Origin of the sequence: Klebsiella sp. P1927, from assembly GCF_018204675.1 — a bacterium.
Classification (GTDB): domain Bacteria; phylum Pseudomonadota; class Gammaproteobacteria; order Enterobacterales; family Enterobacteriaceae; genus Klebsiella; species Klebsiella pneumoniae.
Genome location: NZ_CP073377.1, coordinates 3,892,127 through 3,908,481, shown reverse-complemented (window position 1 = coordinate 3,908,481; position 16,355 = coordinate 3,892,127). Strand labels below are relative to the sequence as shown.

The following is a 16,355-nucleotide window of genomic DNA, read 5'->3' as shown; positions in this document are numbered from 1 at the left end:
AAACAATGAAAATGGCAACAATGAAATCGGGTCTGGGGGCATTAGCCCTTCTGCCGGGGCTGGCGATGGCCGCGCCTGCGGTGGCGGACAAAGCCGATAACGCGTTTATGATGATTTGCACCGCGCTGGTTCTGTTTATGACTATCCCGGGGATTGCGCTGTTTTACGGCGGCCTGATCCGCGGTAAGAACGTTCTGTCCATGCTGACTCAGGTGATTGTCACCTTTGGCCTGGTCTGCGTATTGTGGGTGATTTATGGCTATACCCTGGCCTTCGGCACCGGCGGCAGCTTCTTCGGCAGCTTTGACTGGGTGATGCTGAAAAATATTGAGCTGAAAGCGCTGATGGGCACCTTCTATCAGTATATCCACGTGGCATTCCAGGGCTCGTTCGCCTGCATCACCGTCGGGCTGATTGTCGGGGCGTTGGCGGAACGTATTCGTTTCTCCGCGGTACTGATCTTCGTGGTGGTGTGGATGACACTCTCCTACGTGCCGATTGCGCATATGGTTTGGGGCGGCGGTCTGCTGGCGACCCATGGCGCGCTGGACTTCGCCGGCGGCACCGTTGTGCACATCAACGCCGCGGTCGCCGGGCTGGTGGGCGCCTATATGATGGGCAAACGCGTGGGCTTCGGCAAAGAAGCGTTCAAACCGCATAACCTGCCGATGGTGTTCACTGGCACCGCTATCCTCTACGTGGGCTGGTTCGGCTTCAACGCCGGCTCTGCCAGCGCAGCGAATGAAATTGCGGCCCTGGCGTTCGTTAACACCGTCGTGGCGACCGCTGCGGCTATCCTGGCGTGGACCTTTGGCGAATGGGCTCTGCGCGGCAAACCTTCACTGCTGGGCGCCTGCTCCGGGGCAATTGCCGGTCTGGTTGGCGTTACGCCGGCGTGTGGTTATATCGGTGTCGGCGGGGCGCTGATCGTCGGTATCGCCTCTGGCCTGGCGGGTATCTGGGGCGTGACTGCGCTGAAACGCTGGCTGCGTGTGGATGATCCTTGCGACGTCTTCGGCGTTCACGGCGTCTGCGGCATCGTCGGCTGTATCCTGACTGGTATCTTCGCGGCGACTTCTCTGGGCGGCGTCGGTTATGCGGAAGGCGTCACCATGGGCCATCAGCTGCTGGTGCAACTGGAAAGTATCGCCATCACCGTGGTCTGGTCCGGCGTTGTGGCGTTTATCGGCTACAAGGTGGCGGATATGACCGTCGGGCTGCGCGTGCCGGAAGAGCAGGAGCGCGAAGGGCTGGACGTCAACAGCCATGGCGAAAACGCCTATAACGCCTGATAAAAAAGCCATTCTCTCCTGATAGCGAAAAGCCTCCCGTCCGGGAGGCTTTTTTTATGCGTTGCGGTTGCGCATCACCCCTTCCTGAACCGTTGAGGCAACCAGCGTGCCATCCTGGGTGTAGAATTCGCCGCGAACGAAGCCGCGGGCGCTGGAGGCCGAGGTGCTTTCGACGCTATAAAGCAGCCATTCGTTAATATTAAACGGCCGGTGGAACCACATAGAGTGGTCGATGGTGGCGACCTGCATGCCGGGCTCAAGGAAACCAACGCCGTGCGGCTGCAGCGCCACCGGCAGGAAGTTAAAGTCTGAAGCATAGCCCAGCAGATACTGATGAATACGCAGATCGTCAGGGACTGCGCCGTTGGCGCGCAGCCAGACCTGGCGCACCGGTTCGGCGATATGGCCTTTCATTGGGTTATGAAACTCCACCGGACGGATCTCCAGCGGTTTATCGCAGAGGAATTTGTCTTTCACCTGCGGCGGCAGGAGATGCGCCAGCTTGCGAGCGATATCGGTTTCCGAAGGCAGGCCGTCAGGGGAGGGGGCGGCCGGCATTGCTTTCTGATGCTCATAGCCATTCTCTGGCGCCTGGAAGGAGGCGGTCATATAGAAAATCGGCTTCCCGTTCTGGATGGCGGCGACCCGACGGGCGCTGAAGCTGTTGCCATCGCGCAGCACCTCCACATCGTAAACGATCGGCTTCTGGCTATCGCCGGGGCGAAGAAAGTAGCTGTGAAACGAATGAACCAGACGCTCAACGGGCACGGTCTCTTTTGCCGCATACAGCGCCTGACCCACTACCTGGCCGCCAAAAACCTGACGTAACCCCAGGTCTTCGCTCTGCCCGCGAAACAACCCTTCCTCAATTTTTTCCAGATCTAATAATGCCAGCAGGTTAGAGAGTGCCTGACTCATACTTATCCTCAATTAACAATAGCGGCGCAGCGCGCGTAATGTGGCCAAGTATAACCTGGAATCGCAAGTGGTCCGATGGGTGTAATAATCTGAATAACGACCAGTTAACAGGAACAAATCTGAGATCTGTGCCACACTTATTGACGACACGAAAGTTCCTGCCGGCGAAGCGGCGGAACATCCTCCTGGGTATTAAGGGATGATAAGGAGAACATCATGAAATTTGCCTATATGTTTAGTGCCTTAGCCGTCGCCGCGACGCTGACCGCCTGTGCTAATCACCACTCGAACAATTCTTCGACGCAGGCGGCCGCGCCCGACCCTTACGGTATCGCGACGCTGAGCGTGGCGCAGCAGCAGCCGAGCGTCACGGGGACGATTAATATCCGCCAGAGAATCGCTTTACCGCCGGATGCGGTACTGACGGTGACCCTGTCGGATGCTTCTCTGGCAGATGCGCCAGCCCGCGTATTGTCGCAAAAAGCGGTGCGTACCGAAGGCAAACAGGCGCCATTTAACTTTGCGCTGCCTTACAACCCGGCAGATATTCAACCGAACGCTCGCATTCTGCTAAGCGCGGCGATCACGGTTAACGGCCAGTTGATGTTTATTACCGATACCGTGCAGACGGTAATAAACCAGGGCGGCACTCATGCCGACCTGACGCTGGTTCCGGTCCAGCAGACCGCCGTTCCTGTCGCCCAGTAAGCTCGCTACGCCCCCGGATGGGGGCTTTTTTTTGCCTTCAATAAACCCAGCGATAATGCTGGAGATCGATATGGCCGCTGCCGGAGACCTGCACACCCTCGGCCAGCAGCGCCTGACGCTGCCGCTGTAGATCGGGGCCGGTGAGGGAGATATCGCCATGGCGATTGACCACCCGATGCCATGGCAGGGTGGACCCTTCCGGCAGGCGCTTCAATACGCCGCCCACCTGGCGCGCCGCGCGCGGTGAACCAGCCAGCCGGGCGACCTCGCCGTAGGTCGTGACATACCCTTCCGGTATCGACGCCACGATGTGCCAGACGCGTTGGGGAAATGTGTCGTGCGGAGCCATTTTCTGTCCTGTTACCGGCAAAACGTCAGCATAAGCGCTAAGCCAGGAGCTGTACAGCCGGCCTGGGTCAGGCGGCCTGTTCGACGGTGAACGTCAGAGCGAGGCCGAGGATCTGCATGCCATGGACATTGTCGGAGGCTGAGCTGGCGATGAGACTTTCAAGAAATTTCAACCGCTGCGAAGTGGCGTTGATGATCAGCCTCGCGCGCAGGCCCGGCATGGTTAACGACGAGATAGGGTACACCACCCGACCGCTGATATAGACCGGCAGCTTGCGTAGCTCCACCTGGCGCAGCACGCCGACGGTGGAATAGAGCAGCGCCAGCGGCGTAACCGCCCGCACCGGCGCGGGACTGATGGTCGCGAAGTCGAGCATTTTTTCAGGACGCAGGTAGTTTACGCCCTGAAAGGCGATGGTCATCCCTTCAATAGCAGGTAAAGGCAGAGTGATGGTCTGTGGTGATGAGTCAGTCATTCGATTACCGTCGAGACAATGTACTGGTGATAAAAGAGGACGAAGAGGATAAGTATGGTGGATAACCCGTATGTGTGCTGAGCGCGGGCTCGCAATCTCACAGGCTGACCGTGAGTGGCTGGTTTTATTCGCGTTATTGCGCAATAAACCAGCAGGCGGACGGTGTGAGCTTGCAATTCACCAGGTCAGCAGGGATAATGCGCCAGCGCGTTAGGCAACTAACGCTCTCAATGGGGGCTCTGTTGGTTCTCCCGCAACGCTACTCTGTTTACCAGGTCAGGTCCGGAAGGAAGCAGCCAGAGCAGACGACGTGTGTGCCGGGATGTAGCTGGCAGGGCCCCCACCCATTTCTCCCGCCTGGTGTTTCCCTTATATTTGTCCGGTTTTTACTCCTGCAATAATTAATTTCTGATAAAGATCGCATATTAGTTTTTGTTGTTAAAACCCCCTGCTTTTATTCCATAATATTTACTTGTCATAAATCTGAAATACTACTGAAATATTAATGTCATTTGCATGTCATAAATAAAGCGCATCTTACTGATGGGAATTTGTTGCCAGGCTCATGCTGTAAAATATATCTCTGGATCAGCATGTTAACTTCGTGTATTAATTATGATGATTTTATTGCACGGGAAGCGTAGCTATGACCACAGTGGTTTTGAATGTAAAAATTGACGCAGAGCTAAAAGAAAAGTTGCGTCATTATGCGGAAGTTAATAACGAGAACCTGGGAACGGCAACGGAAAAGCTGCTGCAGCTGGCTTTTCAGCTGGAGGAGTCAGCAGGTGAGGCGGGGGTGACGGAAGAGGACATTGACAGCCAGCATACCGAAGAGGAAGCGACGCCACTTACCCCTAAAGAAATCAAAGCATTAAGAAAACTTCTGAAGAAGAAAAAATGAAACAACAATTCTCTACAGCCAGCAACTATAGCGAAGCTTGCGATATGTTGCGCTCAGGATACGTAAAACACGTCCGCCTGAACTGGAATATCGGTAGTGATGAGTTCTTTCGCATTGCTTCCGACTGGTGTGACACCGGCGCTAAAATCAAAAAAGATGAAGATGGCTTTATTATTTCCCTGAAAGGGTTTCCTATTCCGCGCCAGCATTAATGAAATTGCCTTCTTTCTGTCATTGGGTTGCCATAACCAGAGGGCAGGATAGCCAGGCAATTTTATAAAAACATCTCATATACCTCATGGATGAAGGTCATTTGACGGGCTGAAGTCAGCCCGTCGCTATTTTCTTATATTATTTTTCGCAAACGTGTATTTTCCTTCTGTTCAGCAAGGCTTTGCCACAGCGGTTGTAGCGTGGAGAAGGCCCGGCGCAATGCTTCATCCGGCAGCGTAAACGGCAGACGTAAATAGCGATCGAACGCCCCTTCCAGCCCAAACCGCGTACCGGTGCCGATATGGATCCCCTGGCTTTCCGCACGCGCAGAGAACAGGGTGGCCAGCATGTCAGGAAGTTCCACCCAAAAAGAGAGCCCACCTTCCGGTGGCGAAAACCGCCAGCGGGGAAAATATTCCGCCATCAGCGTTTCGCACATGTCCCGGCGCGCCTTGAGCATATTCCGCCGCGGCGGCAGCAGTGTGGCGGCATTTTCCAGTAGCCAGCTGCAGGCCAGTTGCTCCAGCAGCGGCGTACCCAAATCCAGCGAATCGCGGGCCTGAATAAGCGAGGCGATGGTCCGCGCGCTGGCGCGGATCCAGCCGATACGTAGTCCCCCCCAGAAGCTTTTCCCGGCCGAACCAATGGTGAGCACCGCGGCATCGGGATTGAAGCTGGCCAGCGGCGGGGGCGGCGGCGCGTTATACCAAAGGTCGGCCATGGTCTCGTCGATTACCAGCGTTGTTCGCGTCCTGGCGGCGATGTCCGCAACCCGCTGGCGGGTGGGGGCATCCATACAGCGTCCGGTGGGGTTGTGAAAATCCGGCATCAGCCACGCCAGCCGCGGCGCAGTCTGCGCAATAGTCGCCGCCAGTCCATCGCAGTCCCATCCCTGCTGCGGAAGCGCAACCCCGACGGGGCGGCAGGAGGCGCCCTGAATGGCGCTGATGGCCATCGGATAGGTGGGGGCGTCAATAACCACCCGATCGCCCGGCCCGGTGAACAGGCGCAGGATCAGCGCGAAGGCGCTGAGGGCGCCGTTGACCACCATCACCTCATCGGGCCGCGTCGGCAGACCGCGTTCGCTGTAGCGCCGGGCAATCGCCTCCCGCAGCACCGGCAGCCCCTGCTGGTCATAGCCAGTCTGTGCGAGATAGGGCGGCAGCAGGGTCATAGCGTGCTGGAAGGCCTGATGGACCTCCGGCCCGGCGCTGAGGGCGGCGGTAGATAGATTAAGCGTAGATGAGATGCCGGCAGGCAGAGGAAGATCGGCGGGGCGTTCCGGCAAAACAATGCGTGACCCGCTCCCCTGGCGGCTGTAGAGAAAGCCCTCCTCCCGCAACTGGCCGAGGGCGCTGGCGATGGTGGTCCGGCTGACGTTCAGGGCCGCCGCCAGCTCGCGCTCGCCGGGCAGGCGCGTTTGCAGCGTCAGGCGACCATCAAGGATCAGCAGGCGGAGCGCTTCCGCCAGCTGGCGCCATAGCGGCGTGCGTGAGCTGGTCTCCTGCCAGTTGCCGAGCAGGCGTACCAGCGATTGGGTTCCAAAGCGTCGGGCTGACATAGCGATCCACTTTTCCAAAACTGGCCATTAATTATCAGTCCATTTTTGCTGATGATGAGGGCATTCGCAATGATGTTGAGGAAAAAATATGCTTCGTCGCCTGCTGCAGTTATATATTGGTCTGGTGCTTTACGGCGTGTCCACGGCGCTCTTCGTGCATGCCAATCTCGGCGCCGATCCGTGGGATGTTTTCCATCTCGGGGTGGCTAAACAGCTGGGTATCAGTTTCGGTACGGTGATTATCCTGACCGGCGCGGCGGTACTGCTGCTGTGGATCCCGATCCGGCAAATGCCGGGGCTCGGCACGGTGAGCAATGTCATCGTGCTGGGACTAGCGGCGGACGCCACGCTGGCCGTCCTGCCGCCGCTGGAGTCGATGGTGGCGCGCAGTGCGCTGCTGGTAGGAGCGATTGTGCTGAACGCTATCGCTACCGGAATGTATATTGGCGCGGGCTTTGGCCCCGGGCTGCGCGATGGCCTGATGACCGGTCTGCATGCTCGCACTGGTTGGTCACTGCGCGGTATCCGGACGGCGATCGAGCTTTCCGTACTGCTGATTGGCTGGCTGCTGGGGGGCAAATTTGGCGTCGGAACCGTCATCTACGCGCTGTCGATTGGGCCGCTGATCCAGCTGTGCCTACCGTGGTTCAGCCAGCCCGTCAGCCGCAACGCGGTCAGCCCTCCCCGGGAAATAGTCTCCTGAATTAACCCATCGCCCTCTTCATCACGGAGAGGGCCTTTCATCGCTTACAGGCCGCTCAGGCCATGAAGCATCATGTAGATCCCCACCACAATAATCAGTAAGCCTGAGAACCAGGGCGCCTTGCGCGAGAGGTCGTTAAGCCACGGCCAGCGGCGGGTGGCATGTTTAAGGCTCAGGGCGGCGATGGCCCCGGAAGCCACCAGCGTCAGCGCCAGACCAACGCTAAAGCCCAGCACCAGCGTGGCGCCCAGCGAGAATTTCTTCAGCTGTAAACAGATAAGCAGCACGGTAATGGACGCCGGGCAGGGGATCAGCCCCCCGGTCAGGCCAAACAGCACGATCTGCCCGGTCGTCACCTGGCGGCCATCAAAGCGCCGGTTGATCTCCTGAGCATGAGCCCGCTGATGCGCGTCCTGCCACTCCTCCGCCACCAGCGGCGCGGCGGATGAGGACGCATGGTGATGGTCATGGCGGTGATCATGGTCATGGCGGTGATCATGGTCATGGCGGTGATCATGGTCATGGTGGTGATCATGTTCATGGTGGTGCTCATGTTCATGGTGGTGCTCATGGTGCGTGTGAGGCTGCGATTCGCGCCAGGTGCGCCAGAGCATCCAGCAGGCAATCAGCACAACGACAATCCCTGAGACCAGCTGAAACCAGGGTTCAGAGGTTTGGGCGTTCCAGCCGCGGCCAAACCACAGGCCGGCCATGGCGATCAGCCAGACCACCGCCGTATGGGAAACCGTGGCCGCCAGCCCCAGCAGTACCGCCTGTTTTAACGTTCCCCGTACCGCCACGATAAAGGCGGCCATCATCGTTTTTGAATGGCCCGGTTCGAGGCCGTGCAGCGCGCCGAGCAGTATTGCGCTGGGTATAAACAGCCAGGCATTGCCCTGCTGCAGAAGGGAAGTGAAATCGTTCATATCGGGATCCTTGCCAAAAGTGCGATTATCCTACTCCCCCCCAGTAGTAAAATACTACCCCCCAGTAGATAAAGCGGCTAATAAAAAGGATCATGGTATGCTGGCAGGCGTTGCTGACCACGCAGGTCGGTAATCCCGGACAGAATGAAACGGTGGATCGTGCAATGTCACATACAGTTCGACACAAAAAGATGTTACTGACCCGGCTGAAGAAAATTCAGGGGCAGAGTACCGCGTTAGAGAAAATGCTTAATCGCGAGCATGAGTGCGCTGAAATATTACAGCAGCTGGCGGCGATCCGCGGCGCGGTCAACGGCATGATGCTGCAGGTTATTCAGGGGCATCTTACCGACCATGTGGTGAAAGAGCCTGACGAGACGCAGCGCGAAGCGGATCTGGAGACGGTGATGCAGGTGATTAAATCCTATCTGAAGTAGCGCCCCCTGACGTTCCGCTCAAGCCACCCGCCGCTTAATGCGCATGGAGGTTATGCTCTGCCCACAGAATGAACTGCTCTTTTGGCAGCGCTTTGCTGTAAAGCCACCCCTGGGCGTACTGAACGCCATGCTGGCGCAGCCAGTCGCGCTGGCTTTCGGTTTCCACCCCTTCGGCGACGGTGGCCAGATTGAGCGCTTTGGCCATTTCAATAATGTGCGGCGTCAGCGGCCGGTACTCGAGGGTATCGACAAAAGATTTATCGATTTTCAGCGTGTCGACGTCCAGTTTCTGCAGATAGCTCAGGCTGGAGTAGCCGGTACCGAAATCGTCAATCGAGATCCGATGGCCAGCCTGACGGTAGTGAGCGATCACCGGCATGGTGGTCTCCGGGTCGACAAACCCGCGCTCGGTGATTTCAAGGATGATCTGTTCGGCGGCGATCCCCCAGTGCTGCAGCTGATCGTGCAACAACGTCGGTAGGGTGGGCGAGCGTAAATCATCTACCGACAGGTTGATGGATATGTGCACTTCCGGCCGCTGCCGCAGCCAGGGACCGAGATCGGTAAAAATTTTCCTGACGATATCTTCCGTCAGCTGCGTAATCAGCCCGGTCTGCTCGGCCAGAGGAATAAAAATATCCGGCGATAAAAAGGTGCCGTCGGGTTGCTGCCAGCGGGCCAGCGCCTCGGCCCCGGCGATTTTCCCGTCCTGCAACGAGATTATCGGCTGATAGTAAACCTGAATCGCTTCGGAATTGAGGGCGTCCAGCATGCTGTTGCGCGGTGAGCGCAGGTGCCTTAGCAGACGCAGCAGCAGCCAGGTGGCGAGCAGGCTGGTGAAAATGCCGGCAGGGAGCCAGAAGAACAGCTGCTGTCGAATGCGCTGCTGCAGCGGCAAGGTTGAAGACCAGGTTACGATGCCAGAGCCCAGCTCGGGAATGCGCTGGATCCGGTAGACTGTGTTATCCAGAGTAAGCATATCCACATGCGGATCTTTAATGCGTTGCCAGACTTTCGCCGGCAGCGGCTGACTGCTGATCACCATTTTCTGGTGGTCCAGGCCAAACAGCATGGTATGGATCTTCTCTTCGCTGGCGGGAACGACATCAATAAAGGAGACGGGGTCGATCATCACCATGTGCTGCCGGCTGCCCATGGCCGTCATCTGATGATCGAGGCCAAGATCGTTAATTGAGGTCAGCCAGGTGCGATAGCCGTCGGGGGCAATGTGGTCCGGCGGGGGGAAGGTGACCGCGACGCTATGGTCTTCCAGGGAGGAGCATTGCGGCACGGAATCACGCAGCCAGAGCACTTCCTGAATGTAGCGATGGGTATAGGCGATGCGGCGGAGCGTAAGCAGATGTTCAGGGCTACAGGAGGCGGCGGTGTGTGCGTCAGCCTCTCGTAACGCTTCCCGGGCCTGGTCGGCAACCTGCAGCGTCCGAACGACGATACGGTTGGAATAGTCATCCAGTTCACGATAGAACTGCATTTTGGCCTGCCGCGCCGCCTGCCAGATGCTGAGTGAAATGGGCAGGATGATGGCCAGTATCAGCACTCCTGTAAACAGCGCCATCAGATGCCGGGTCCTCATGCCTGTGTCCTTATCGTTCGCCGGGTGTCATCAGTATATGCGAAAGATAATTCGGGCGCAGCGGGAGAAAACGCGTCGTTTGGGGAAAAAGCCGGCATCACAATAGGCTGCGATGCCGGGAGAGAAGGATGATTCCGATGTAGCAGAATAAAAATGAGGGTGTGAATGCCGGGCAGGGTGTGTTCCGGCATTCAGTCGCAGCATACGCTGCGCAGATGACAGCAATATGTTAGCTAGTGTGCATCCGGCGCCGGGATATCAGCGCTGATGCGCAGGTCGTTCTCATCAAACACCATGCAGAAGCGCTCATCGAAAGCCAGATTAATTTTCTGCCAGGGGCGGAAATGGACGTCGCCGGGCAGCAGAACCTTGACGTTGTCGTGGCCGTAGCACTGGCCGAACAGATAGGTATTGTTGCCCAGACGCTCCACCACTTCACATTGAAACTCCACCACGGTACCGGTGGTGATTTCCGGGGTGAGGTGCTCCGGCCGGATCCCCAGCGTCACCGCAGCGCCGGGCTTCAGCGGCTGGGTGGCGATATTCAGGGCCAGCTGATGGTCCTGCGCGAGGGTGACCGTTAAGCGTTCCGGCTGCCAGTCGCTGACGATAGCCGGCAGAAAGTTCATCTTCGGCGAGCCGATAAAGCCGGCGACGAATTTGTTGACCGGATTGTAGTACAGCGCCATCGGCGAACCCATTTGTTCGACTTTCCCGTAGTTCATGACCACGATTTTATCGGCCAGCGTCATCGCCTCCACCTGATCGTGCGTGACATACACCATAGTGGTCTTCAGCTCCTGGTGCAGACGGGCAATATGCAGGCGCATATCGACGCGCAGCTCCGCATCAAGGTTAGAGAGCGGCTCATCGAACATAAATACCCGGGGATTACGCACGATCGCCCGGCCAATGGCCACGCGCTGCCGCTGGCCGCCAGAGAGCTGCTTCGGTTTACGATCCAGCAGGTGCGAGAGCTGCAGCGTTTTAGCCACCATTTCCACCTGGCGACGGATCTCCGTTTTCGGCACTTTATTCACCTTCAGCCCGTAGCCCATGTTCTCTGCCACCGTCATGTGCGGATAGAGCGCATAGGACTGGAAGACCATCGCCACGCCGCGGCGGGCGGGCACGACATCATTCATCACCTCATCGCCGATCAGTACTTCTCCTTCGCTGACCTCTTCCAGCCCGGCAATCATGCGCAGTAGCGTCGATTTTCCACAACCGGAAGGGCCGACGAAGACGGCAAACTCGCCATCTTCAATATCGAGATTGACCTGGTGCAGCGTCACCGTGCTGCCGAACCTTTTGGTGACATTCCTCAGTCGTATATTGGACATCCACATTCCCCGGAGTGAGTAGCTGTTATTTGCCGTTGGCTTATCGCTATGTTGAGTGTGATTTGTATTACGTGTAACAAATCGGTGTGACGATGTTCAACAGCAGTAAAATCATGCCCTGACTATAACTTCCGCGGATTTTGCGCCATACAGGGACGTTTCATTTCTGCAAGGATGATCACACAACTGGCAGCTTATGGTAGTTTTATCAACGATCAAAGCGTAGCGTATAACAAAAGCGCATCAGAACATGTTTTCCAAATAATACGGCAGTTTGAAAAGATTTATTTTTCTAACTGGCAGACGGAATTCAAATAAAAACCATTAAATTGTTATACCTTCACATGAGGTTGATAATGAAAAAGAACACGCTTGCTGCACTGATCCTTACCACCCTGGCGGCGGGACAACTCGCCAGCCTGCAGGCGCATGCCGCCGGGCAGCTCAACGTCTGGGAGGACATTAAAAAATCCGCTGGCATCAAAACCGCGGTTAGCGATTTTGAAAAGCAGTACAACGTGAAGGTCAATCTCCAGGAGATGCCCTACGCCCAGCAACTGGAAAAACTGCGCCTCGACGGCCCGGCGGGCATTGGGCCGGACGTGCTGGTGATCCCGAATGACCAGCTCGGCGGCGCCGTGGTTCAGGGACTACTCTCGCCGCTCAGCGTCGATCAGGCGAAACAGGATGCCTTTACGCCAGCCTCCATCAATGCCTTCCGCATGGACAACGCGCTGTATGGGATCCCGAAGGCGGTGGAAACCCTGGTGCTTATCTACAACAAGGACCTGATCGACAAGCCGCTGGACAGCCTGCAGGCCTGGCTGGACTACTCGAAAACCCAGCGCGAGCAGAACAAATACGGCCTGCTCGCCAAGTTTGACCAGATCTATTACAGCTGGGGGGCGATTGGCCCGATGGGCGGCTATATCTTTGCTAAAAACGACAGCGGCGGCTTTAACCCGCAGCAGGTGGGTCTCAATACCCCCGGCGCCGTCGAAGCCGTCACCTTCCTGAAAAAATTCTATGCCGAGAAGGTCTTTCCGGCGGGGATCCTCGGCGATAACGGGCTGAATGCCATCGATTCCCTGTTTACCGAGAAAAAAGCGGCGGCGGTGATCAACGGCCCCTGGGCTTTCCAGCCGTATGAAGCCGCTGGCATTAACTATGGCGTGGCGCCCCTGCCGACCCTGCCGGACGGCAAGCCGATGAGCTCCTTCCTCGGCGTCAAAGGCTATGTAGTATCGACCTGGAGTAAAGACAAAGCGCTGGCGCAACAGTTTATCGAGTTCATCAACCAGCCGCAGTATGTGAAAGCCCGCTATGTCGCCACTGGCGAAATTCCGCCGCTGAAGGCGATGATTGACGATCCGGTGATTAAAAACGACCAAAAGGCCAGCGCCGTCGCCATCCAGTCGGCGCGAGCGGTGGCGATGCCGGGCATTCCCGAGATGGGGGAAGTGTGGGGGCCGGCCAACGCCGCGCTTGAACTGAGCCTCACCGGTAAGCAGGCGCCGCAGGCCGCGCTCGATAACGCGGTGAAACAGATCACGATGCAGATCGAAGCGATGCAGGCCAGCAATCAGTAATTCACCGTCACGTGAAGTCACCGAGCGGGAGGGGGACCTCCCGTTTGTAGAAGGAGTCGAGTGTGAGCATCCATTCCAGCGAAAATTTTAGCGACGCACGCGGGCCCGGGCGCCATGCATGGTGCGGCCTGCTGCTGGCAATCGTGCCGGGTTTCGGTCAGTTTTATCATCGCCAGTGGCTGAAAGGGCTGGTCTTCCTGTTAGCCGAGGGGATTATCAGCGTGCTGATCGTCGCTTTCGGCGTGCTGATCTATTTTCTCTCGCTGCGGGATGCGTGGCTCAACGGCAAAAAACGCGATGAGGGGATCGCCCTCAACAGCGTGCGTAAGCAGTACCAGATGCTGCTGAGCGACGGCTTTCCGTACCTGATGATCACCCCGGGCTTTATTCTGCTGGTGTTTGTGGTGATCTTTCCGATTCTGTTCGGTTTCGCCATCGCCTTCACCAACTACAACCTGTACCACACCCCGCCGGCGAAGCTGGTGGACTGGGTGGGGCTGAAAAACTTTATTAATATTTTCACCCTCTCCATCTGGCGCTCCACTTTCCTGGATGTGCTGCAGTGGACCGTGGTGTGGACGCTGCTGGCGACCACCCTGCAGTGTACGGTGGGCGTGTTGTTGGCGATTCTGGTGAACCAAAAAGATCTGCGCTTTAAGCCGCTGATCCGCACCATCTTTATTTTGCCGTGGGCGGTGCCGGGGTTTGTCACCATTCTCGTTTTTGCCGGTATGTTCAACGACTCCTTCGGGGTCATCAACAACGCGATCCTGTCCTTTTTTGGCATCAGTCCGAAGGCATGGCTCACCGATCCGTTCTGGACCAAAACGGCGCTGATCATGATGCAGACCTGGCTTGGCTTCCCGTTTGTCTTTGCCATGACCACCGGCGTGTTGCAGGCGATCCCGGACGATCTGTATGAAGCGGCGACGATGGACGGCGCCAGCGCCTTTACCCGTCTGCGCACCATCACCCTGCCGCTGGTGCTGTATGCGATCGCGCCGATCATCATCACCCAGTACACCTTCAACTTTAATAACTTCAATATCATTTACCTGTTCAACAACGGCGGCCCTGCGGTGGCAGGCTCTAACGCCGGCGGGACGGATATTCTGGTGTCGTGGATCTATAAGCTGACGATGTCTTCGTCGCAGTACGCCATCGCGGCGACCATCACGATCCTGCTGTCGATCTTTGTCGTCGGCCTGGCGCTGTGGCAGTTCCGCGCCACCAAATCCTTCAAAAATGACGACATGGCGTAAGGGAAGCAACATGGCTCAATCACCCAGTATTAAACGCGAAAAGTGGATCCGGCTCTCTCTCACCTGGCTGGTGGTTATTCTGGTCTCAGTGGTGATTATCTATCCGCTGGTCTGGACGGTCGGGGCGTCGCTGAACGCCGGCAATAGCCTGCTCAGTACCTCAATCATTCCAGAAAATGTGTCGTTCCAGCACTATGCCGATCTGTTCAATGGCAATGTGAATTACCTCACCTGGTACTGGAACTCGATGAAAATCAGCTTCCTGACCATGGTGCTGACCCTGATTAGCGTTAGCTTTACCGCTTACGCCTTCTCCCGCTTCCGCTTTAAAGGGCGGCAGAACGGGCTGATGCTGTTCCTGCTGCTGCAGATGATCCCGCAGTTTTCCGCGCTGATTGCCATCTTTGTGCTGTCGCAACTGCTTGGCCTGATAAACAGCCACCTGGCGCTGGTGCTGATCTACGTCGGGGGGATGATCCCGATGAATACCTGGTTGATGAAAGGGTATCTCGACGCGATCCCTAAAGACCTGGATGAGTCCGCTCGCATGGACGGCGCCAGCAGCTTTCGCATCTTTATCGAGATCATCATGCCGTTGTCGAGGCCCATCCTCGCGGTGGTGGCGCTGTTCTCGTTCACTGGGCCGCTGGGGGATTTCATCCTCTCCAGTACCATCCTGCGTACCCCGGATAAATACACGCTGCCTATCGGTCTGTATAACCTGGTGGCGCAAAAAATGGGTGCCAGCTACACCACCTACGCGGCGGGGGCGGTGCTGATCGCCGTACCGGTGGCGATCCTCTACCTGGCGCTACAAAAATACTTCGTCTCCGGCCTGACCTCGGGCAGTACTAAAGGATAAGCACATGAAAAGATTCACACCCGCATGGCTTGCGGTTTGTCTGGCATGCAGTTTCTCCACTTCTTCTCTGGCCGCGGACGCGCTTGCAACCCGCGCGTTTCAGGGCATGCCGGCGGACTTTATCAAAGGCGCGGATATCTCCACGCTGCTGGACGCCGAAAAGCACGGGGCGACGTTCTACGATCAGAATAATCAGCGCAAGGATCCGATCGCCATTCTGAAAGAGAACGGCGTCAACTATGTCCGCCTCCGTCTGTGGGTGGATCCGCAATCGGCGAGCGGCGAGGACTATGGCGGTGGGAACAATGATCTGGCCACCACCCTGGCGCTGGCGAAACGGGCGAAAGCCCAGGGGATGAAGCTGCTGCTTGATTTTCACTACAGCGATTTCTGGACCGATCCCGGCAAGCAGTTCAAGCCGAAAGCCTGGGAAAAGCTGGATTACCCGCAGCTGAAAACGGCGATTCATGACTATACCCGCGATACCATCGCCCGCTTTAAGCAGGCGGGCGTGCTGCCGGATATGGTGCAGATCGGCAACGAAATCAACGGCGGCATCCTGTGGCCGGAAGGGAAAAGCTGGGGGCAGGGCGGCGGAGAGTTCGACCGGCTGGCTGGCCTGCTGAACGCGGCTATCGCTGGCCTGAAGGAGAACCTGCGCCAGGGCGAGCAGGTGAAAATCATGCTGCATCTGGCCGAAGGGACCAAGAACGATACCTTCCGCTGGTGGTTTGATGAGATCGACAAGCGCCATGTACCGTATGACGTGATTGGTCTGTCGATGTACACCTACTGGAATGGCCCGATCAGCGCCCTGAAGGCCAATATGGATGACATCAGCAAACGCTATAACAAAGACGTCATCGTCGTCGAGGCGGCCTATGCCTATACCCTGGCCAACTGTGATAACGCGGAAAATAGTTTCCAGGCAAAAGAGGAAAAGGATGGGGGATATCCCGCCAGCGTACAGGGGCAATATAACTATATTCACGATTTAATGCAGGCGGTGGTTGATGTGCCAGAGCAGCGTGGCAAAGGTATTTTCTATTGGGAGCCTACATGGATTGCCGTGCCGGGAAATACCTGGGCCACCCCGGCGGGGATGAAATATATCCACGACGAGTGGAAAGAGGGTAATGCACGTGAAAATCAGGCGCTATTTGATTGCCAGGGAAAAGTATTGCCGTCGGTAAAAGTTTTTAATTAATTTTTTTGTCGT

The 16,355-nt window shown here is 57.0% G+C and carries 17 protein-coding genes and 1 other RNA gene; 11 read left to right on the top strand and 7 right to left on the bottom strand.

What is annotated here, in order from left to right; all coding sequences use genetic code 11:
* Window positions 1-5: 5 nt before the first annotated feature.
* Entirely contained in the window at window positions 6-1,292 is a 1,287-nt protein-coding gene (gene amtB, locus KB892_RS19700) for an ammonium transporter AmtB (RefSeq protein ID WP_004152876.1), read from the top strand.
* A gap of 54 nt (window positions 1,293-1,346) precedes the next feature.
* On the opposite strand, the gene tesB is transcribed toward amtB, so the two are convergent.
* Complete coding sequence (gene tesB / locus KB892_RS19695; protein ID WP_002891899.1) at window positions 1,347-2,210, bottom strand: acyl-CoA thioesterase II; 864 nt, start codon at window positions 2,208-2,210, stop codon at window positions 1,347-1,349.
* Between the two features lie 216 nt (window positions 2,211-2,426).
* Between tesB and KB892_RS19690 the strand changes: the two genes are divergently transcribed.
* A complete protein-coding gene (locus KB892_RS19690) occupies window positions 2,427-2,918 on the top strand; it encodes a YbaY family lipoprotein (protein ID WP_002891903.1) in 492 nt (163 codons plus the stop codon).
* A 37-nt stretch (window positions 2,919-2,955) separates the two neighbouring features.
* Here the strand turns inward: KB892_RS19690 and KB892_RS19685 are convergent, their stop codons facing one another.
* Window positions 2,956-3,267, bottom strand: a complete 312-nt coding sequence (locus KB892_RS19685; protein ID WP_004142687.1) for an MGMT family protein — start codon at window positions 3,265-3,267, stop codon at window positions 2,956-2,958.
* 67 nt (window positions 3,268-3,334) lie between these two features.
* A complete protein-coding gene (locus KB892_RS19680; protein WP_004178755.1) occupies window positions 3,335-3,742 on the bottom strand; it encodes a dTDP-glucose pyrophosphorylase in 408 nt (135 codons plus the stop codon).
* A gap of 240 nt (window positions 3,743-3,982) precedes the next feature.
* On the opposite strand from KB892_RS19680, the gene ffs reads away from it, so the two are divergent.
* The 3 genes from ffs to KB892_RS19665 all read left to right on the top strand — a co-directional run bounded on the left by ffs (window position 3,983) and on the right by KB892_RS19665 (window position 4,858).
* Window positions 3,983-4,079, top strand: an RNA gene (gene ffs, locus KB892_RS19675) — signal recognition particle sRNA small type.
* A gap of 309 nt (window positions 4,080-4,388) precedes the next feature.
* Window positions 4,389-4,646 (top strand): hypothetical protein, encoded by a 258-nt coding sequence (locus tag KB892_RS19670; RefSeq protein WP_002891977.1) that lies wholly within the window; start codon window positions 4,389-4,391, stop codon window positions 4,644-4,646.
* Window positions 4,643-4,858, top strand: coding sequence for a hypothetical protein (locus KB892_RS19665; RefSeq protein WP_004142688.1), 216 nt, complete (start codon window positions 4,643-4,645; stop codon window positions 4,856-4,858). The genes KB892_RS19670 and KB892_RS19665 overlap by 4 nt, the downstream gene beginning before the upstream one ends.
* A gap of 134 nt (window positions 4,859-4,992) precedes the next feature.
* Here KB892_RS19665 and KB892_RS19660 read toward each other — a convergent pair whose 3' ends face one another.
* Complete coding sequence (locus KB892_RS19660) at window positions 4,993-6,420, bottom strand: MocR-like transcription factor YczR (RefSeq protein WP_002891980.1); 1,428 nt, start codon at window positions 6,418-6,420, stop codon at window positions 4,993-4,995.
* A gap of 88 nt (window positions 6,421-6,508) precedes the next feature.
* Between KB892_RS19660 and KB892_RS19655 the strand changes: the two genes are divergently transcribed.
* The gene (locus KB892_RS19655) at window positions 6,509-7,123 is read left to right on the top strand and encodes a membrane protein YczE (protein ID WP_002891981.1); all 615 of its coding nucleotides are present in this window, start codon (window positions 6,509-6,511) and stop codon (window positions 7,121-7,123) included.
* A gap of 44 nt (window positions 7,124-7,167) precedes the next feature.
* On the opposite strand, the gene KB892_RS19650 is transcribed toward KB892_RS19655, so the two are convergent.
* Complete coding sequence (locus KB892_RS19650; RefSeq protein WP_004151333.1) at window positions 7,168-8,049, bottom strand: nickel/cobalt efflux protein RcnA; 882 nt, start codon at window positions 8,047-8,049, stop codon at window positions 7,168-7,170.
* Window positions 8,050-8,213: 164 nt separating this feature from the next.
* Between KB892_RS19650 and KB892_RS19645 the strand changes: the two genes are divergently transcribed.
* Window positions 8,214-8,486, top strand: coding sequence for a metal/formaldehyde-sensitive transcriptional repressor (locus tag KB892_RS19645; RefSeq protein ID WP_002891985.1), 273 nt, complete (start codon window positions 8,214-8,216; stop codon window positions 8,484-8,486).
* 34 nt (window positions 8,487-8,520) lie between these two features.
* Here KB892_RS19645 and KB892_RS19640 read toward each other — a convergent pair whose 3' ends face one another.
* Together KB892_RS19640 and KB892_RS19635 are read right to left on the bottom strand one after the other, a co-directional pair.
* Window positions 8,521-10,080, bottom strand: coding sequence for an EAL domain-containing protein (locus tag KB892_RS19640; RefSeq protein WP_004199600.1), 1,560 nt, complete (start codon window positions 10,078-10,080; stop codon window positions 8,521-8,523).
* 233 nt (window positions 10,081-10,313) lie between these two features.
* Window positions 10,314-11,423 (bottom strand): ABC transporter ATP-binding protein, encoded by a 1,110-nt coding sequence (locus KB892_RS19635; protein ID WP_002891989.1) that lies wholly within the window; start codon window positions 11,421-11,423, stop codon window positions 10,314-10,316.
* A 356-nt stretch (window positions 11,424-11,779) separates the two neighbouring features.
* Between KB892_RS19635 and KB892_RS19630 the strand changes: the two genes are divergently transcribed.
* From KB892_RS19630 to KB892_RS19615, 4 genes are all read left to right on the top strand, one after another.
* Complete coding sequence (locus KB892_RS19630; protein ID WP_002891991.1) at window positions 11,780-13,012, top strand: maltodextrin ABC transporter substrate-binding protein; 1,233 nt, start codon at window positions 11,780-11,782, stop codon at window positions 13,010-13,012.
* A gap of 62 nt (window positions 13,013-13,074) precedes the next feature.
* On the top strand, window positions 13,075-14,274 hold the full coding sequence (locus tag KB892_RS19625; protein ID WP_094890057.1) for a carbohydrate ABC transporter permease: 1,200 nt from the start codon (window positions 13,075-13,077) through the stop codon (window positions 14,272-14,274).
* A gap of 10 nt (window positions 14,275-14,284) precedes the next feature.
* Window positions 14,285-15,136, top strand: coding sequence for a sugar ABC transporter permease (locus KB892_RS19620; RefSeq protein WP_000079398.1), 852 nt, complete (start codon window positions 14,285-14,287; stop codon window positions 15,134-15,136).
* Window positions 15,137-15,140: 4 nt separating this feature from the next.
* A complete protein-coding gene (locus tag KB892_RS19615) occupies window positions 15,141-16,343 on the top strand; it encodes a glycoside hydrolase family 53 protein (protein ID WP_002891998.1) in 1,203 nt (400 codons plus the stop codon).
* Window positions 16,344-16,355 lie beyond the last annotated feature (12 nt).